Here is an 18,821-nt window from a genome sequence, read left to right as displayed (position 1 = left end):
ATTTAAAATACCTGATGGTATTGCATACGGTATATAACCAGCAATATCAAATGCACAGCACCCGCAGTTGCCGTGCAGAGGATCGTATTGTAAATATTCACCAGCCGCATGTACGCCCCATAGTCCGGGGCAAGGATGGTAAAAAAGTAGAGTTTGGCAGCAAACTGCAGGTATCGCTAAGCGGTGGGTTTGCGTTATTAGACAAGTTAAGCTGGGATAATTTTAATGAAGGCGGCAGCCTGAAGGAATCGGTAACGCTGTACAAAAAACGACTTGGATATTATCCCGCCGAAGTATTGGCAGACAAGATTTACTGTACAAGGGAAAACAGAAAAGTGCTGAAGGAATGGGGCATCGCATTAAGGGCTAAGCCACTGGGCCGTCCGGCTAAAGAGGCACTGCACATTCAGGTAAGTCCAGGGGAGCGCAATCCAATAGAAGGCAAGTTTGGGCAGGCAAAGGCTGGTTATAATATGGAGTGCATCAAAGCCAAATTACAAAACACCAGCGAGTCGTGGATTGCTTCCATTATTTTGGTGCTCAACCTTGTTAATTTAATGAGGCTGGGCCTCTATTGCCTAAATTTAATCAGTAATGCAGCCAGGCGCTTCGCCAGTCATCTTCAAGAGGCTTGCTCCCGGAAATTTTGGCAGCCCCATTTTCGAGGATAGTTATTGAACAAGCCCTAATTAGCATTCCTGTAGTTTAATGGCAGCCGGATTGAAGCACAAACGTGCTAAAACAACTTATTGCTGTTTGGCGAAGTTTGCGAACGCAGTTCTGCCCGCAGCCACCAGAAACGGGTGGCGAGGGCTTACAGCACAATTGAGGAAAAGCAACTGAATGTTGCTTTCACCAATATTTCGAACGAAGTTCTGCCGGTACCGTAGCTTCAACAATGTATCCAAAGCCGAAAGCCCCAAAATCATAGCCGTTATTCTGTACATCCGTGGGTTTAAAAAAACTGGCTTCGCATTTTACGGTTAAGCAGTTTAATCTTTATCTTACTGCAAAAAAGTAATCTATGTTTGCATACCCGCTTCGCTTGCTGTACTGCATTTGCCTGCTGTTATTCATTTCAACAACTCATGCCCAGGTAATTGTAAATAACGGTAAAACAAACCCGCACATCAACTACGAACGCCTCAAACGTATAGACAAGCTGATTAACGAATATGTAGATAAACAATGGCTGGCGGGGGCGGTAACGCTCATTGTTAAGGATGGCCAGGTAGTGCAATCAGCAGGATACGGTTACAACGATATCGCCGCCAAAACACCGCTAAAACCAGATCATATCTTCCGCATAGCATCGCAAACAAAGGCCATTACCAGTATAGCGCTGATGATGCTGTACGAAGAAGGTAAGTTTATGCTGTACGACCCTGTTTCTAAATTTATACCCGAATTTAAAAACCCCGTTGTGCTGGATAAGTTTAATGAACAGGATACTACCTATACAACCATTCCTGCAAAAAGGGAAGTTACCATTAAGGATTTGCTTACCCACACTTCCGGCCTTGATTATGCATCCATCGGCAGTAAAAACATGCGGGCCATCTATGCAAAGTATGGCATCTCTTCAGGCATTGGGGAACTGCATGCCTCTCTTGCTGACAAAATGAAAACACTGGCTAAACTGCCGCTGGCTAACCAGCCGGGAGAAAAATTTACCTACAGCCTTAGCACCGATATGTGCGGCTACCTGGTGGAATTGTTAAGCGGCATGACATTGGATGAGTTTTTGCAAAAAAGGCTTTTTGCACCACTTGGTATGAAGGATACTTATTTCAACATTCCACCTGAAAAACATAAGCGGCTGGCTATACTGAATACGGAAGACTCCCTGGGCCACCTTATAAAATGGCCCACCGATCAGAGAGGTATTTCTCCTGATTATCCCAACATTGGCACACATTATTTTTCCGGCGGCGCCGGCCTTTCTTCTACGGCAATGGATTATGCCATTTTTTTACAGATGCTGCTGAACAAGGGCACTTACAACGGCGTTGAAATACTTGCGCCACGTACAGTTGAAATGATACTGCAAAACCAGTTGGGCGACCTGAGCATTGGCAAAAACAAATTTGGCCTGGGCTTTGAAATTGTTACCGCCAAAGGCGCTGCCGATGAGCCCCGCAACGAGGGAAGTTTTGCATGGGGTGGTTATTTTGGTACCAACTACTGGGCAGATCCCAAAGAAAACATGGTTTGCCTTATTCTAACCCAGCAGACGCCCAATAGCCATGGAGACGTAGCGGCCAAATTCACTTCGCTGGTATATCAAAGCCTTAAATAAGCTGCGTAAAACCGCATCTTTGCAGGCATGACTGGTTTATTGTTATTTATCGTGTGTGCCGGCCTGCTGGGCTGGTTCCTTTTCAGGAAGCCGCAGGGTACTGCCATTGCTTATGCTTTACCTGCCAACTACCAGGATTTGCTGATGGGCCATGTTGCTTTCTACCGTTCGCTGGATGAAGCGGACAGGTTGCGTTTTGTAGCCAGGCTGCAGGAGTTTTTAGGCTACACCCGTGTACATGGCGTTAATACCAGCGTAGACGAACTGGATAAGCTGCTGGTGGCCAGCAGTGCCGTAATACCCATATTTGGCTTCAGCAACTGGCATTATCATAACCTGCGGGATGTGCTGTTATACGAAGATGCTTTTAATTCTGACGACTTTACCGCATCTGCTAAAGATAACACCCTCGGCATGGTAGGTACCGGCGCCATGCAGCGCATGATGATTTTATCCAAACCTGCACTAAGGCAGGGTTTTCAAAACGATACAGATAAAAACAATACCGGCATACATGAGTTTGTGCACCTGCTGGATAAGGCCGATGGGGAAGTAGACGGTATTCCCGAACAATTGCTGCACCGGCAATATTGCATACCCTGGCTGAATGAAATGAATGAAAGCATACAGGAAATAAAAAAGGGCAGGTCTGACATTAACCCTTATGGCAGCACCAATAAAGCCGAGTTTTTCGCGGTGGCTGCTGAATATTTTTTCGAGCGTCCCGGGTTGTTTAAGAAAAAGCACCCGGAATTATATGAACTGATGGAAGAAGCCTTTAACCAGCAACCGGCTACGGATAAACCTTCAGCTAAAAAGGAATAAATTTTTATTAGCGGCATGTATGGAAATTCTGGCTACAGCCATCTTACCGGCATGAAAACAATACTGCTTTGCCTGCTGCACTGCCTGCTTATTAAAACCGCATACGGCGCTTCTGATTATGTTAGTTTATTATGCCCGCAGGTACACCGAATCCCAAAAGTTACTTATACCCAAATGAAAGGGCAGCTTGATGGCCTCCGAAAAACATTTTCCTCCACAGGCCATCCGCCGGATTATCATTTGCTGGAAGAACAATTTACCGCCGCTGTTGTTGATTCTATAATACCTTACTGGTATGGCACGCCGTGGGATTTTAATGGCACTACCCAGCAACCTGGTAAAGGGGCCATCGCCTGTGGTTATTTTGTAGCTACGGTGTTAAGGGATGCCGGCGTAGCCTTACACCGTATAAAAACCGGGCAGGCAGCCTCCCAAACTACGCTGCGCCAGTTTGCGGATAAAGCAGGCATACGTTTATTCTTAAACAAACCGCTTGATAGCCTGCTTGCTTATGTGCGCCAGCTTGGCAAGGGCCTTTTTATTGTGGGGCTTGACTATCACGTTGGCTTTCTTTACAACGATGGCAAGGTTGTTTGGTTTATCCATTCCAAATGGGCTAATCCTAAAGCGGTGGTAAAAGAAGTTGCGGCTTTATCAGGCGTGTTGTATTATTCCAAATACAGTATGGTTGGCAAAATAAGCAACAACAAAGCTTTGTTGAAAAAGTGGGCATGTATTAGGTAACGGCCATCCGCTACATTCTGTTATTTTTGCCGGATGACGAATGCTGAAAACAAAATCATCATTATTACGGCGCCATCCGGTGCAGGTAAAACTTCCATTACAAGGTGGCTCTTGCAAAAATATCCAAAGCTGTCTTTTTCTGTTTCCGCCGCTACCAGGCAGCCGCGGGGCGCCGAACAAAACGGGGTTGATTACTATTTTATGAGCGTGGAAGATTTTCAGCAGAAAATAAAGGAAAACGCCTTTGCCGAATGGGAAATGGTGTACGACGGAAAGTATTACGGCACCCTTAAAAGTGAACTTGGAAGAATATGGGCAGAAGGTAAAACCCCCATGCTGGATGTGGATGTAAAGGGCGCCATTCATGTACAGAAACAGTATCCCAATAACACGCTCTCCCTGTTTATTGAGCCGCCATCTGTAGATGAGTTAAAGAAAAGGCTGGAAAGCCGGGGCACAGAAACCCCTGAAAGCCTGCAGACAAGGCTAAGCAAAGCGGCCTACGAAATTTCTTTTAAGCACCACTTTGACAGGATTATTGTTAACGACGATTTGCCCAAAGCATGTGCTGAAACAGAAAATGTTATCAGGCAATTCCTTAACTGGTAACCCAGTAGCTTTCATTTGCCGTTAATGAAATAGCCGTTAACTTACATACCTAAAACTTATTGCCATGCCATTTACCAACCGCACTATTTTTATTACAGGCGCAAGCCGCGGCATAGGAAAAGCCATAGCGTTGCGGTTGGCCCGCGAAGGGGCCAACATTGTTATTGCCGCCAAAAGTGTGCAGGAAGATAACAGGCTGGGCGGCACCATATTTTCCGCGGCTAAAGAAGTGGAAGAGGCCGGTGGCCGTGCCCTGGCGATAAAGGTGGATATACGTAATGAAGAAGAAATTCAGGATGCGGTACAGCAGGCGGCAGACGAGTTTGGCGGCATTGACGTGGTTATCAACAATGCCTCTGCCATTCAGCTAACCCGTACAGAGCAAACGGAAACCAAACGGTTCGATTTAATACACAGCATCAACGTGCGTGGCACATTCCTGGTAACCAAGCACTGCCTGCCTTTTTTAAAGCAGGGCAACAATGCCCATATACTTACTCTATCCCCGCCTGTTAATATGCAGCCCAAATGGCTGGGCAACCACATTGCCTACACACTTAGTAAATTCAACATGAGCATGATGGCGCTGGGCTGGGCCGAGGAGTTAAAAAAATACAACATAGCGTCCAATGCTTTATGGCCCAAAACTACCATTGATACCGCGGCCGTACGTAACCTGCTGGGTGGGGAAGCGCTTGCCAACATGAGCCGTAAACCAGAGATTGTGGCCGATGCCGTTTACTATATCCTAAGCAAAACCAACCTGCAATACACAGGCAATACGTTTATTGATGAAGATGTGTTAAAGGCAGAAGGCATTGATGATTTTAGCCATTACTCCGTAGTGCCTGGCGGCAAACTTTATACTGATCTATTTATCTAAAAAAAAATTTACAATACATCTTTGGGGCTTTCGGCTTCCGGATTCTTCATTCAGCACCAGTACCGGCTTTTCGCTGCAAGTCCGCCACAACACCTGACGCACAAATCCTCAGCGGGCTTTCCGCTGCAATCCGGCAGCCATTCAACTAAAGGATTGCTCTTCGCCTTCCCCGCAATGTAGGTGTGCGGCATTCTGTTAGTAAGTACTCCGGTATAATTTGAGTAGTAATATAATGTTAAGGTGTCACGTTGCTTGATTATCCAAAGTATAGCCATGTAAAACATTAACTACTATCTTCATGTCAACGTACCTAAGTATGAACATAGACCAATATCAGCTTAAATCCGGACTTGAATTATTGAGCTACGAGTTTATTAGCGAAGGATCAAAAGGGCTAATCACTAAATGTATTCAGTTTACGCTTGTAAACAGGCAAGGAGTTTATAATCTTGCCTTTGGTGATAAAGATTTTGCTACTGGTGGTATAGATGACAAAGTTGTAAGTAATAATGGCGACAGTGAAAAGGTTTTGGCAACTGTTGTTGGGGCTGTATTTGCATTTCTTGACCAACACCCTGGCGCATGGATTTTTGCAGCCGGCAGTACGTTTTCAAGGACAAGGCTTTATCAGATGGGAATAGCAAAATATTATAATGAGATAAGCCATGAGCTTGAAATTTATGGGCAGATCAAAGACACCTGGCATCCTTTTGAAAAACACAAGGAATATCAAGCATTTGTAGCCAGGCTAAAAACTTCTTAAATTTGAGATATGAAAACAATCAAAGAACTTAATGAAAGCAAAGTTCCAGTTGTGATACTTGACAGATCATTGGACAAGTTGAACGATGTTGTTCTTTTTCCCGAAAAAGTAAAAAAGGCAAAAGCAACAATTGATAAAATTGGGCTACCTAAAAATGCTAAGAACAGTCGCTAAATTGCTTTGAAATACCATAGTTGACGCAATCAAGGTTAGCTATAACATTAGTTGTAACTCTAACAATTGCTGCTTTATTAAACATTTATAATCGCTTTGACCTCAGTTTTCCAATTTAGGGCTTGGTCTGGCCTATAGTTGTATTGCCACATCATCACAAAAGTTTCCGCTTGTGGAATATCAAGAATCTTCCGATGATCTTCTCTGTAGAAACATACTTTTTGTAGAATAGCGGCAAGCTTGTTTTAAAGGCTCCATAGAAGCCCGTGCTTGCGTGGGTGCTTATTTTTATGGCTGAGCCCAATAAAAAAACCAACCGGTGGTTGTACCGGTTGGTCAATGGTGTTTTAAAAACAGGTTGGCAGGTTGAAATTAGTTAGCAGCAGTACTGCTCTTGTTGTTTGTTAAATAAGGTTGAGTTGAAATTTTATATCAGGGAAACCGTTTTTGTTTTGATGAATCAAAGCTACGGCCCGGAATGTCCTTTGTCAACAATGGTATGTATAGAATGTATGAATGGGGTGATGAATTGTGGAAATCCATATCCGGGTCTGAAAAGCTGCATAAAGAACAGAACCCTTCGCATGCTCAGGGCAGGCTACTGCGGCTATTGTGAATAGAAGTGTTGCAGTACAAGTGTTCCAATCTTGCTGCTTCGACACGCAAGATTGCTCAACGAAGCTTCATAGCAGTAATGCTGCTAAGTGCCAAAACCTTCTTTACTACAGCTTAAAGAAGATTTTCTTTTGATACAGCCAATAGCACAGGTACCACATAAAAAACCAGGAGGTGATTGCGGAAAGCATGTATTGCCAATGTTGGCCGGCGCCAACAAGGCCGGTAAAACCACCCACAAATATGCTGATGGTTTTGTTTATCCACTGGTGGCCAACGGTTTCAAAAACCAGGTAAATAAAAATAGGGTTCATGCCCACTACAATGGGTATCCAGGCATAACGGTTGTTCTTTTTCACATCAACAAACCAGTAACAAAAGGCCAGCATTAAAAACACATAACCACCGGAAGCAAGCGTGAACGAACTGGTGGCAATGCGTTTAATAATGGGGGTTATGTGCAGCCAGTCAAGCCCAAAGCCCACACCAAGGCCAAACAACCCGGCAATGATGAACAGCTTGATTTTTTTGGCTGCGGTGTAACTGCTTAACAAAACCTTGCCTGCCAGGCAACCCCAAATGGTATGTGCCGCTGTTGGAATAATGTTGATGGTTACCCAGCCGCCGTCGTTTATTTTTCCCATCAGTACGGTATCCATATAGGCGCCGAAATTTTTGTATTCGGTAAAAGGCTGGTCAAAACCCGGCGCCAGTATAGTTCTGTATAAAATTTCTGTGAGCAGCAGCAACGCCGCCGATACAGCCAGTTGAAAAGCGAACGACTTTCTGATAATGATGTAAGCTATCAACGTTGTTACGGAAAGCTGGGTAAGTACATTCCAAAGCTCCCACACCAGTTTGCCCGCATAAATGCAATGCAGGGCTGTGCCACAGATAAACAGCTTTAAACAGCGCCAGGCAATGTGCGGAAAATTCTGCTGCCAGCTAATACCCTTTTTTTGTTTGTTACTGAAGGAAATATACATGGCGGTGCCGGCCATGGTCATAAAAGCGGGTTGTATTAAATCCCAGAAGCGAAGACCATTCCACTCGTGGTGAAAAAACTGCTGTACCAATACGTTACCGGTTGTGCCTTCTGTAAGCTCATGCAGTGCGTCATACACACGGCAGCTTTCGGCGGCCAGTAAAATCATGATGATGCCACGCATTACATCAAGCGAAACAATTCTGTTGGCGGCAACTGGTGTTTGCATTGGTAAGAAGGGAGATTGTGTTTTTTGCGCCCCGGTTAGCAGTGCGACGGAAATAAATGCAGTACAAAATAAACTATGGTTGCTGACAGATATGTAGCCCTGCGTACTGCATTATTTCCATCTTATTAAAACACACATTGGGGATTGCTGGTAATATACATTTTAAAAACTACTGCTGATAAATCAAACGTTTGCGTAAATTTATCGCAGTATCCTGATTACTTTTAAATATGGCAGATAAACAACCAACCATCAAAGAGATTGCGAGGCGGCTGAACATTTCTGTATCCACTGTATCCCGTGCCCTTCACGATCATTCCAGCATCGGTTTGCGTACTAAAATGCGGGTAAAAGAGCTTGCGCAGGAGCTTAACTACGAGCCCAACCAAACCGCTATTTTTTTTCAGCAACGTAAAACATTTACCATCGGCGTTATTTTGCCGGAGCTGGCAGAGTCTTTCTTCTCGTCGGCCATCAGCGGCATAGAAGATGTGGCGTACAAAAACAGTTACACTGTACTGCTCGGCCAAAGCCACGACGATTTTGAGCGGGAAAAGCAGTTAACGGAGTCTATGAAAAAGCACCGCATAGATGGGTTGTTGGTATCTGTATCCAAAAACACACATACCTACGACCATTTTAAGCTGCTTGAAAACGCCGGCATACCTGTTGTTTTCTTTGACCGCATACCTACCATACCCGCCATTCACTATATTGCCTGCAACATGATATCAGGCACCGTGCAGGCGGTTAGCTACCTGCTCAAAAAAGGTCACAGGGTTATAGGCATGATTAACGGGCCGGAGAATTTGTTTGCTACCGGCGAACGGACAGACGGCTATATACAGGCCATGCAAAAAAACCGCCTGAAGTACGATCCCTCGCTGATTGTACATTCAGACCTTTCTACCGAAAGCAATTTTGAAGCCATGCAGCAATTAATTAACCATAAAAGAAAGGTTACCGCTGTTGTGGCTTTTAATGATTATGTAGCTATGGATGCCATGCATTATGCCGCCCTGAAAAAGGTAGAAGTTAACAAGGATATCTGGTTTGTAAGCTATGCCAACCTGCCCATGGTACATTACCTTAAATACCAGCCGGCCGCTTCAGTTGAGCAGTTCCCCAATTTGCAGGGTAAAAAAGCTACGGAAATGCTGTTGGAACTGTTAACCAAAAAAGAAGAAGAGGGCGATACATCTCATTACAAGATTATTGTTGACTCGAAACTGGTGGTTTACAATGAATAAATAACGCAAACGTTTGCTGGTGCATGGCTGTTGTATATTCTCTATGTTTGGCAAATAGACAAACTGAACGTTAATGTAATGCAACCCATAATTGAACAATACCGGTTAGACAGCGAGCCACTAAACGTAAAAGCGTTTGGTAGCGGCTTAATTAACGATACATGGGTTGTTGAAACAAAAGACAGCAAGTACATTCTACAAAGGGTTAACCACGAAATCTTCAGGCAGCCACAACTTATTGACGACAATATAAATGCCATAGCCCGGTACATACAAAAGCATGCGCCGGGTTACCTTTTTACCACGCCGGTTACTACCAGGCAAAACGCATCGCTTATTCATGATGGGGCCGGCTACTACCGCATGTTTGAATTTGTGCCCGGTTCAAAAACCTACGATGTGGTTCAAAGCCCCGGCCTGGCTTACGAAGCGGCAAAACAATTTGGGAAATTCACCCGCATACTGGCAGGCTTTCCGGTAGAAAGTTTAAAAATAACCCTGCCCGATTTTCATAACCTTAACCTGCGCTATTTCCAGTTTGGAAACGCATTAAAAACAGCATCTGCAGACAGGCTTAAAAAGGCGCAGTTTATAGTGGCGGCCTTGCAATCTCATGCGGCTATAGTAAACCGCTACAACGAAATACTGGGCAACCCCGCTTTTAAAATACGTGTTACCCACCACGATACAAAAATCAGCAATGTGCTTTTTAGCGAAAGCGGCCACGGACTTTGCGTAATAGACCTGGATACCGTAATGCCCGGTTATTTTATCAGTGATGTGGGCGATATGATGCGCACCTACCTTACCGCGGCCGGCGAAGAAGAAACAGACTTTAGTAAAGTCTTTGTGCGTGAAGAATATTTCGCCGCCATAGTTAACGGCTACCTTAGCGAAATGAATGAGGAACTTACCACCGAAGAGCTTAACTCCTTTGTATATGCCGGCAAGTTTATGATATATATGCAGGCGCTTCGTTTTATAACCGATTACCTCAATAACGATGTGTATTATGGCGCCCGTTACGAACTGCACAATTATAACCGCGCAGCCAACCAGTTAGCATTGCTGGAGTCGTTAATTGCCAAAGAGTCTGTTTTGCAGCAGCAGGCCTATGCGCTGGTGGGTTAAACCGGCTTTGCCGGCAAGAAATTTTTATGAGCCCGGCAAAGAATGAAGCTTTACTTGCGTCGCACTCTTGTACTGTTGGTAATTCTATTCGGCACAGCCCAAAACTTTAACCTTAGTGCACTTAAAATACGTTGTACACCAGCAGGCTCATGCAATAAGCCAGAACTGTCATGTAAACTAATTGTATCGTAGGCCATTTCCAGCTTTTGGTTTCCCGTTTCACTACCGCCAGCGTGCTCATACATTGCATGGCCAGCACATAAAACACCATTAGCGAAAGCGCAGTAGGTAACGTATAAACCTTCGCGCCATCTTCCCTCACGGCGTTTTGCATTTTCTGCCGCAAAGATGATTCATCATCACTTTCTTCCACGCTATAGAGCGTAGCCATGGTACCCACAAAAACCTCCCTTGCCGCGAAAGATGTAATTAGTGCAATACCAATTTTCCAGTCGAAGCCAAGCGGTTTAATAGCGGGCTCTATAGCCTTGCCTAAAATGCCGGCATAGGAGTTTTCTAGTTTGGCGGTGCTTTGCTGCCTCTCTATTTCGGGCAGTTGCTCTGTGGTTGCCTGTTGTTTTGCGGCGGCAAATTGTTCTTCAACCTGTTGCATACGGTTGCCGGGACCGTAGCTGCTTAAAAACCACAAAAGCAGGCTTATGAGCATTATTACACGGCCGGCATCCACCACAAAAATTTTGGCTTTTTCCACCATGGTAATGCCCACATTCTTCCACCGTGGAGAGCGGTAGACAGGCAATTCAAGTATAAAAAAGCTTTTCTCTTTCAGGTTAATTAAAAACTTAAGTACATAACTAACGGTTAGCGCCATTACTATACCTAACAGGTACAGCCCCATCATTACCAGGCCCTGTAAACTTAAAAAGCCGGCATAGTAAGTGTTGGGCACCGCCAGAGAAATCAGGATGGTAAATACAGGCAGCCTGGCACTGCAGCTCATCAATGGAGTTACCATTATGGTAAGCAGCCTTTCTTTGCGGTTTTCAATATTCCTGGCGCTCATAATTGCCGGTACAGCACAGGCAAAACCGCTAATCATGGGCATAACACTTTTGCCGTTAAGCCCCACTTTGCGCATCAGTTTATCGCTTAAAAAGCTAATGCGGGCCATATAGCCGGTATCTTCCAGTATGGTAATAAGGCCAAACAGTATCATTATCTGCGGCACAAAAATTACAATGCCGCCAAGACCGGCTACAATGCCATTCATCAGCAGGTCGCTCCACCATGCTTCCGGTAATACGGCACCCAGCCAGCTATTAATTTGGGTAAAACTCCATTCAATAGCGTCCATCGGGTATTGCGCAAGCCAAAATATACTCTGGAACAGCAGGAACAGAACGGCCAGCAATATCAAATACCCCCAAACACGGTGAAGTAACACATTGTCCAGCTTATCTGTAACAAGCTGCTTGTGCAGTGGATCCGGCACCACAACATTGTGCTGCATTACCTGCTTTATGCGGGTATAACGCTGCATAATTTCTTCGGCCTGTGTTTTAACCGGGTTAAAGCTGTTGTTAATCTCCGTTTGTTCTATCGCTTCCTGTATGTTGTTTTCCAGCGGAAAGTTTTCGTGGTTGATCAGGTAGTGTACAGCGCCATATTCGCTTAGTTGGGGTACCAGTTTGCGTACGCCGTCCACAGCAGCGGGGGCCAGTTCTTTGTTGGGTATAAAATCTCTTTGCGGCGGCATGTACTGCCGCCTGGCGGTTTGCGCAAGGGCTTTTTTCAACTCGGCAAGGCCTTTGTTTTTGCGGGGGTTTACGGTAATAACCGGAACACCCAGTTCCCGCTCAATGCCCGCCACATCAATTTCAATGTCTTTTTTGCCCGCAATATCCATCATGGTAAGGGCTACCACCACAGGCTTTTTTAAATCAATAACCTGGCTGCAGAATAAAAGGTTACGTTTCAGGTTGCTGGCATCGGCCACCAGCAGTATAACGTCGTAGTTAACCTCAGGATCAGCCTCCATCAGTACTTTGTAGGCTACCCATTCATCTGCGCGGCGGGGGTACAGGCTGTACGTTCCCGGAAGATCAATAATGATTGAATTAAGCTCTTCATCCAAACGGCAGTCGCCGGTTTTTTTGTCAACCGTAACACCTGGAAAATTTCCTACTTTTTGGTTTAACCCAGTTAAGGCATTAAACAGGGAAGTTTTACCGCTGTTGGGGTTGCCGGTTAATGCTATATTAATGTTGCCTGAAGCCAAAATAGTAATGTGTTAATATGTTATGTTACCAGCGACAGGATTACAATTTTGCTTCATTGCATCGTCCCGTATATGCGGCTTTCGTCATTGTGCCCGTTGCTCCCTGGGTTTCAAGTAAATGAAAAATAGATTATTTTACTTTAATAGCCATGCAGGCGGGCAATCCGGCAAATCTAAATGCAAAACATAACAGTGCATTACGCAATCGGGAACATTTAGGGTACGAATCCGTTATAAAAACCAGGTGTACAGACAAGAGAATGTTTCAATAGGCCGGCAAACCAGTTTCAGAAACGTAAACTTTTTTGACGGAATAGTAATACCCGCTTAAAAGATGCCATGAAAAACCGAACGATAAAGTGATTGCGACGCAAGGGACGATGCCATGAAAAACCGTAGCTGGTATCATGAAAAAGTAAGTGGGAAGTGGCAGAAAAACCCAGGTGATAGCGCATTTTATGCGGCTGCAATTCCGGCGCATTTAATAATAATTTCTTTACCATATTTGCTGTAATGAGTAAACCTGATTTTACCCGGCTTTTAATGCGGTGGCATAAAAATGTTAACCAGCGGCAAATGCCCTGGAAAGGAGAAAAAGACCCCTATAAAATATGGCTTAGCGAAGTAATACTGCAGCAGACAAGGGTTGAGCAGGGATGGGCTTATTATGAAAAGTTTGTTGCCGCTTACCCAACTATACAGCAATTAGCTGCCGCCAGCGATGAAGCCGTTTTTAAACTATGGGAAGGGTTGGGCTATTACAACCGCTGCCGCAACCTGTTATTTACAGCCAGATACATTACAGAAAATATGGGGGGCAATTTTCCTGCGGATTATGATAGCATTCTTGCACTTAAAGGTGTGGGGCCCTACACTGCCGCTGCCATAGCGTCTTTTGCTTTTAACCTGCCCTACGCGGTAGTTGACGGTAATGTTTTCAGGGTATTGTCACGCTGTTTTGGCATTGATACCGCCATTGATTCCGCAGAGGGCAGAAAGATTTTCAGTAAGCTGGCGGAAGATGTATTGGATAAAAAACAGCCGGGTTTATACAACCAGGCCATTATGGATTTTGGTGCAACAGTTTGTAAACCTGCCATGCCGCTATGCGGTAAATGCCCTTTGCAGCAGGTTTGTTTTGCCTGGCATAGCGGCCGGGTTAACCACTTACCTGTAAAAGAAAAAGTGTTACAGAAGAAAAACCGCTGGTTTACTTATTTTCTGTTTGCCTGCCAGGGCAAAATGCTGGTAAGCAAAAGAACCGGCAATGATATATGGCAAAGCCTGCATGAACCCTACCTGCTTGAAACAGAAGAAAAACCTGCCTGGGATAAGGAAACTGTGTTTACCTGGCTAAAAGACCAGTTGGATATTGCTAAAGCCAGGCTGGTTCATGTATCGCCGGTATTTAACCAGCAGCTTACGCACCAAAATATCAAGGCCCAGTTTATAAAAATTGAGCTTACCGCCATCCCCCCGTCGCTGCAACCTTACATGTGGGTAACGCCTGTTGAAGCCGCAAAGCTGGCATTTCCAAAAATCATCAACAGTTATTTTGAAACAACATCTTTTCAGCCTACGCTTTTTTAACAATTGAGTTCTGTTATTTCTTGAATTTTAATTAATTTACGTAGGGATTGATATAAGAGAACATATTCAGGCGAACCTAAAATCAATTGTATGAGAGGCGTAAACAGAGTAATGCTTATTGGAAACCTGGGAAAAGATCCGGATGTACAGTACCTTGAGGGAAACATAGCCGTAGCCAAATTTCCGCTGGCCACTACTGAAACTTACAAAGACAGGGCCGGAAAGCTTATCTCTCAAACAGAATGGCATACAGTGGTGTTATGGCGAGGCTTGGCCGAGCTGGCGCAAAAATACCTGCACAAAGGCAGTTTAATTTATGTAGAGGGCCGTTTACGTACCCGTAGCTGGGAAGATAAGGAAGGCAACAAAAAATTTGCTACCGAAATTGTAGGCGATAACCTGATAATGCTTGACAAAAGAGGCGACAGCCATGCCGGTGGCTATACATCTCACAGCGCTACTGATGCCGGCGATGGTTTTGGCGGTTCTGATATCCCCCCCCTTAGCGACCCTTCTGAAGGGATACCTTTTTAAACCTTCCTATTTCGCGAAACAATACTTTTGCAATACATTTATCACTGGCACGATGCGCATCGTGCCATTTTGATAAAATATTATTCATTAAACCTGTTCATTTTGGAATCGCCCGGCATTCCCCGCATACTGGCTGATGACCTTATACAACTGGCTGTTATTAACCTTCAGGGCACAACGGTTCTTGTGGTGCTGCTGCTTGTGTTGTTAAGCATATCCTTTGTTGTATCCGGCGCCGAAGTAGCTTTTTTCTCGCTTACCTACAAAGACATTAACCTGCTTAAAACAAAACAACAACACTCCTACAAGCGCATTGTTGACCTGCTGGAAGACCCCAAGGCGTTGCTGGCTTCGTTGCTGATTGCCAATAGCCTTGCCAATATTGGCATCATCATTATTGCCAATATGCTTATGGATATTTTCATTTTTGACAGCCAGCAGCTTAAGTATGAGTGGATTGAGTTTGCCATTAAAGTATCCGTGGTTACATCTGTGTTGGTGCTGTTTGGCGAAGTGATGCCCAAGGTTTTTGCTAACCAGAATAACATACGCTTTGCCAAAGATTTCGGCATTGTGGCAGAAGCGGTGTATTACCTGTTTAACAGGGTGGGCCGTTCGCTTATTAAATATTCTGATTTAATTGAAAATAAGCTGGCCAAAAACCTGAACGGCAGTTATGGCAAGGAAGAAAGGAGGCACGCCATAGATTTGTACGCCGAAAAATTTGCTACAGAAAAAGAAAAAGACCTACTGCTGGGTATTGAAAGTTTTGGGGAAGTGTCCGTAAAGCAAATTATGCGTACCCGGCTTGATGTTAGCGGCATTCAATTCAATACTACCTTTCCTGACCTGATAAAAAGAGTGGAGGACCTGCACTACAGCCGCCTACCGGTGTACAAAGAAGACCTGGATGAAGTGGTGGGGATGATACATACAAAAGACCTGTTGCCTTACCTGGAGCAACCCGCCGGTTTTGACTGGCATACCTTAATGCGCCCTCCTTACTTTGTGCATGAGCAAAAACTGATTGAGGATTTACTGAAAGAATTTCAGTCGAAACGTATTCATTTTGCCGTGGTGGTAGATGAATTTGGCGGCACGAGCGGTATTGTTACCCTGGAAGATGTAATGGAAGAAATTATCGGCGATATAAAAGATGAGTTTGATGAGGAGGACATCCACTTTCGCAAGCTGGACAGCAACAACTACGTTTTTGAAGGAAAAATAATGATTCATGATGTGTGCAAGGCTATGGAGCTGCCACCGGAAACATTTGATACAGTAAAAGGTGAAAGTGATTCCCTGGCAGGGCTTGTGCTGGAAATAGCAGGCGATATACCGGCCGCTAACCAGGTTATTACCAGTGGAGATTTTGATTTTACTGTGCTGGAAAAGGAAAAAAACCGCCTTAAGAAAATAAAAATTACCATCCGGCCGTTGCAGTAAACAGGCGTATCCACGGTGTACTCCGCGTTATCAACAGTAATCTTCAAAAGAAAGTGATTAAAAACAACCAGCAAATTTCCTTTTATTCTTTCTGCCTGGCTATTCTTGTGGCTGCTATTCTTACAATTTCCTGCAACAGCGATTACACACCAAAACCCCGCGGCTATTTTAGTATAGAATTTCCACAGAAAAAATACCAGTTGTTTAACCAACCCGGTTATCCTTATACTTTTGAATATCCGGTATATGGAACAATCGTACAGGATACCAGCTTTTTTGGCGATACGCCCGAAAATCCATGGTGGATAAACATAGATTTCCCCCGTTTTGCGGGTAAAATTTACATCAGCTACAAGCAAATAGGCACATACAAATTAGATAAGCTTGTTAATGACGCCTACAACATGACCAACAAACATACTGTTAAGGCATACTCCATTGATGACTCGCTGATTACCTCTCCTTACGGCGTTCACGGCGTGTTTTTTAAAGTAGGTGGGGATGTGGCTACTGCCAACCAGTTTTTTTTAACCGACTCAACTACCAATTTTATTCGCGGGGCGCTGTATTTTGACGCCACACCCAACCAGGATTCCCTGGCGCCTGTAAATGAGTTTCTTAAACAAGATATGCAACACCTTATTAATACCTTCCGCTGGAAAAAATAGCCACCCCGAAAAATCGGGATGGCTTAGGCAATACTGGCTTTCCGCTGCCAGTAACAATGTAACGACTGTTGCTGTCATTTGTTACACTCTTCTTTTTTTACATTGCCACTGATAATAAAAGAGAGACAAAACAACAAGAGGCTGTCTCAAAAGTATTGAGCAGCCTCTTTAAATCCGGATCCCTGAAGGAGCTTGTTTTTATTATGCGAATCCCAAGGCGTTCACTTTATTTTTCCTGACTTGTCCCTTTTAGTGCGGAGCGTTTAGTTTTTCTATAAATTCCTTCATTTTAGGAGTTGGTTCTGCCTTTACGGTTACGATTTTACTGGTTATATGATTCAATATTTCTCCATCAACAACTTTTCTGGACTCATCGATAAATTTACGGATGGATGTTTGTGTTTTCAGTTCGATGTGTTTTCCTATCACCAGTGCCATAAAGCAAATCAGGATATGTAGTTTTATGGGTTGTTCTTTAAAATGAAAGACGGGCCTTGTTTGGAGGTCAGTTTTTGACATTCGGAATGCCTGCTCTATCCGGTAAAGCTCGTGATAGCGTTTTATGATAGTGGAATTGTCAACAACAGATTCTTCAAGGTTAGTGTAATATCCTTTAATGCCGAGCAATTTTTGTGTTTTCTCAATCAAGGCTTCATTGAGCGATATTTTTACTCCGTCGGTTTGCGTAAATTTCAGTTTTTTGCTTTTAGAAGGCTTTTCAATTACCTGCTTTGCCTTTGCTATTTGTTGCTCCATTTCATATCTGTCCTTGCGATACCTGACGGCGGAGTAGCTGCAAATCAAGTAACCGTTATCTGTTTTTATTCTGATGCTTTGGCCATCCTCTCTGCTGATGTTTTGATCAATGTTTTCGAGTAGTTTGGCCGATACATTTCCCAGTCTTGCACCTACGATATAGTTGATATTGTTTTGTGTTAACTGCTTCACATTTTCAGTGCTGATCATTGCAGCATCTGCTACTACTGTAAAATTTCTTATACCATTTTTGTCAATGAAATTTTTAATAACAGGGATGATGGTATGCCCTTCAAACGTATTGCCTGAAAACACTTCATAGGCAACAGGAAACCCTTCTTTACTTACCATCAGGGCTATCAGTATTTGTGGTTGTTGGGATTTGTTGTCTTTTGAAAAACCGTTTTTACGAAGTTCATCTTCTTCAAAAGTTTCAAAGTAAAGTGTGGTTATGTCATAGAAAAGAAGGTCGTAGCTAAATGCGTAATATGCTTTGGCAAAGCCCGCAACTTTCTCCTCTACCATCTGTTTAAGTTCAATGCAACCGGGGGCGATCTTGTAATAGGTTTTACGGCTATGGTTAATACCGAAAAACTGTTCCATTAATTCCAGGGAACGTAGTTTGGAAGCGGGTTCAAATATCCTTATGGCCACCAGGTCTTTGAATAATGCCGGAAAATTACCCAGCCCGATTTTATCCTGAATAGCACATACCTGATCGTAAAAGAAACGGAATTTGACACCCACAAAAGTGCTGTGGTGGAGATGCAAAAGCTTGTTTGGGTCCTGGTCGGGAAAAATGGACAGTTGATGACTGTAATCTTTTATCCATTCTTCAGCCAATAGCATTAAATCACTTAATGCCTCATCGGTATGAGCAGAACCTATATGCCGCAAAATCATCCTTTTGTTATGTTCATACCGCACTATCTGAACAGCCCTGGCCTTTGATGCGGTTTGTACCACCCGTATTTTCATGACTAAAAATATCCTTAGTGCGGTATTTTGAACCAAAAAAATAATAATGTAATTGAAAATCAAATAATTATAACCGCACTAAATCCGAGGGGGACAAGTCAGG

17 protein-coding genes are annotated in these 18,821 nt (G+C 44.0%); 14 read left to right on the top strand and 3 right to left on the bottom strand.

Annotation, left to right across the window (positions count from 1 at the left end; genetic code table 11):
- The 8 genes from F0364_RS11200 to F0364_RS28905 all read left to right on the top strand — a co-directional run.
- Window positions 1-671, top strand: a 671-nt coding sequence (locus F0364_RS11200) for a transposase (RefSeq protein ID WP_207632618.1), incomplete at its 5' end; no start/stop codon positions are given.
- 353 nt (window positions 672-1,024) lie between these two features.
- Window positions 1,025-2,299, top strand: a complete 1,275-nt coding sequence (locus F0364_RS11195; RefSeq protein WP_153797868.1) for a serine hydrolase domain-containing protein — start codon at window positions 1,025-1,027, stop codon at window positions 2,297-2,299.
- A gap of 27 nt (window positions 2,300-2,326) precedes the next feature.
- Entirely contained in the window at window positions 2,327-3,124 is a 798-nt protein-coding gene (locus F0364_RS11190) for a M90 family metallopeptidase (RefSeq protein WP_153797867.1), read from the top strand.
- Between the two features lie 15 nt (window positions 3,125-3,139).
- Window positions 3,140-3,868 carry a hypothetical protein gene (locus F0364_RS11185; RefSeq protein WP_153797866.1) on the top strand — a complete coding sequence of 243 codons (729 nt, stop codon included), beginning with the start codon at window positions 3,140-3,142 and terminating at the stop codon, window positions 3,866-3,868.
- 33 nt (window positions 3,869-3,901) lie between these two features.
- Window positions 3,902-4,477 carry a guanylate kinase gene (gene gmk, locus F0364_RS11180; RefSeq protein ID WP_153797865.1) on the top strand — a complete coding sequence of 192 codons (576 nt, stop codon included), beginning with the start codon at window positions 3,902-3,904 and terminating at the stop codon, window positions 4,475-4,477.
- Window positions 4,478-4,541: 64 nt separating this feature from the next.
- Window positions 4,542-5,360, top strand: coding sequence for an SDR family oxidoreductase (locus F0364_RS11175; protein ID WP_153797864.1), 819 nt, complete (start codon window positions 4,542-4,544; stop codon window positions 5,358-5,360).
- Between the two features lie 316 nt (window positions 5,361-5,676).
- Entirely contained in the window at window positions 5,677-6,123 is a 447-nt protein-coding gene (locus F0364_RS11170) for a DUF6934 family protein (RefSeq protein WP_207632617.1), read from the top strand.
- Window positions 6,124-6,132: 9 nt separating this feature from the next.
- On the top strand, window positions 6,133-6,297 hold the full coding sequence (locus F0364_RS28905) for a hypothetical protein (RefSeq protein ID WP_207632616.1): 165 nt from the start codon (window positions 6,133-6,135) through the stop codon (window positions 6,295-6,297).
- A gap of 722 nt (window positions 6,298-7,019) precedes the next feature.
- Here F0364_RS28905 and F0364_RS11165 read toward each other — a convergent pair.
- On the bottom strand, window positions 7,020-8,126 hold the full coding sequence (locus tag F0364_RS11165) for an acyltransferase family protein (protein ID WP_153797863.1): 1,107 nt from the start codon (window positions 8,124-8,126) through the stop codon (window positions 7,020-7,022).
- A 230-nt stretch (window positions 8,127-8,356) separates the two neighbouring features.
- On the opposite strand from F0364_RS11165, the gene F0364_RS11160 reads away from it, so the two are divergent.
- On the top strand, window positions 8,357-9,376 hold the full coding sequence (locus F0364_RS11160) for a LacI family DNA-binding transcriptional regulator (protein WP_153797862.1): 1,020 nt from the start codon (window positions 8,357-8,359) through the stop codon (window positions 9,374-9,376).
- Between the two features lie 78 nt (window positions 9,377-9,454).
- Complete coding sequence (locus F0364_RS11155) at window positions 9,455-10,507, top strand: phosphotransferase enzyme family protein (RefSeq protein WP_153797861.1); 1,053 nt, start codon at window positions 9,455-9,457, stop codon at window positions 10,505-10,507.
- Between the two features lie 121 nt (window positions 10,508-10,628).
- On the opposite strand, the gene feoB is transcribed toward F0364_RS11155, so the two are convergent.
- Window positions 10,629-12,746, bottom strand: coding sequence for a ferrous iron transport protein B (gene feoB / locus F0364_RS11150; protein ID WP_153797860.1), 2,118 nt, complete (start codon window positions 12,744-12,746; stop codon window positions 10,629-10,631).
- Between the two features lie 513 nt (window positions 12,747-13,259).
- On the opposite strand from feoB, the gene mutY reads away from it, so the two are divergent.
- From mutY to gldD, 4 genes are all read left to right on the top strand, one after another.
- Window positions 13,260-14,336 carry an A/G-specific adenine glycosylase gene (gene mutY, locus F0364_RS11145; RefSeq protein WP_153797859.1) on the top strand — a complete coding sequence of 359 codons (1,077 nt, stop codon included), beginning with the start codon at window positions 13,260-13,262 and terminating at the stop codon, window positions 14,334-14,336.
- 90 nt (window positions 14,337-14,426) lie between these two features.
- Complete coding sequence (locus F0364_RS11140; RefSeq protein WP_153797858.1) at window positions 14,427-14,870, top strand: single-stranded DNA-binding protein; 444 nt, start codon at window positions 14,427-14,429, stop codon at window positions 14,868-14,870.
- Between the two features lie 27 nt (window positions 14,871-14,897).
- Window positions 14,898-16,316: a gliding motility-associated protein GldE gene (gene gldE, locus F0364_RS11135; RefSeq protein WP_235921066.1), complete on the top strand. Its 1,419-nt coding sequence runs from the start codon at window positions 14,898-14,900 to the stop codon at window positions 16,314-16,316.
- 53 nt (window positions 16,317-16,369) lie between these two features.
- The gene (gldD, locus tag F0364_RS11130) at window positions 16,370-16,984 is read left to right on the top strand and encodes a gliding motility lipoprotein GldD (protein ID WP_235921065.1); all 615 of its coding nucleotides are present in this window, start codon (window positions 16,370-16,372) and stop codon (window positions 16,982-16,984) included.
- A 249-nt stretch (window positions 16,985-17,233) separates the two neighbouring features.
- Here the strand turns inward: gldD and F0364_RS11125 are convergent, their stop codons facing one another.
- A complete protein-coding gene (locus tag F0364_RS11125) occupies window positions 17,234-18,718 on the bottom strand; it encodes an IS1634 family transposase (protein WP_153796422.1) in 1,485 nt (494 codons plus the stop codon).
- Window positions 18,719-18,821 lie beyond the last annotated feature (103 nt).

This window comes from Foetidibacter luteolus (assembly GCF_009650435.1).
Lineage (GTDB): Bacteria > Bacteroidota > Bacteroidia > Chitinophagales > Chitinophagaceae > Foetidibacter > Foetidibacter luteolus.
Note: the sequence above shows the minus strand (reverse complement) of the source record. Positions and strands in the feature narration are given on the sequence as shown.

Coding starts and splice junctions, on each gene's coding strand:
- F0364_RS11195 (WP_153797868.1), top strand. CDS start 1,025: ATGTTTGCATACCCGCTTCGCTTGCTGTACTGCATTTGCCTGCTGTTA.
- F0364_RS11190 (WP_153797867.1), top strand. CDS start 2,327: ATGACTGGTTTATTGTTATTTATCGTGTGTGCCGGCCTGCTGGGCTGG.
- F0364_RS11185 (WP_153797866.1), top strand. CDS start 3,140: ATGTATGGAAATTCTGGCTACAGCCATCTTACCGGCATGAAAACAATA.
- gmk (WP_153797865.1), top strand. CDS start 3,902: ATGACGAATGCTGAAAACAAAATCATCATTATTACGGCGCCATCCGGT.
- F0364_RS11175 (WP_153797864.1), top strand. CDS start 4,542: ATGCCATTTACCAACCGCACTATTTTTATTACAGGCGCAAGCCGCGGC.
- F0364_RS11170 (WP_207632617.1), top strand. CDS start 5,677: ATGAACATAGACCAATATCAGCTTAAATCCGGACTTGAATTATTGAGC.
- F0364_RS28905 (WP_207632616.1), top strand. CDS start 6,133: ATGAAAACAATCAAAGAACTTAATGAAAGCAAAGTTCCAGTTGTGATA.
- F0364_RS11165 (WP_153797863.1), bottom strand. CDS start 8,126: ATGCAAACACCAGTTGCCGCCAACAGAATTGTTTCGCTTGATGTAATG.
- F0364_RS11160 (WP_153797862.1), top strand. CDS start 8,357: ATGGCAGATAAACAACCAACCATCAAAGAGATTGCGAGGCGGCTGAAC.
- F0364_RS11155 (WP_153797861.1), top strand. CDS start 9,455: ATGCAACCCATAATTGAACAATACCGGTTAGACAGCGAGCCACTAAAC.
- mutY (WP_153797859.1), top strand. CDS start 13,260: ATGAGTAAACCTGATTTTACCCGGCTTTTAATGCGGTGGCATAAAAAT.
- F0364_RS11140 (WP_153797858.1), top strand. CDS start 14,427: ATGAGAGGCGTAAACAGAGTAATGCTTATTGGAAACCTGGGAAAAGAT.
- F0364_RS11125 (WP_153796422.1), bottom strand. CDS start 18,718: ATGAAAATACGGGTGGTACAAACCGCATCAAAGGCCAGGGCTGTTCAG.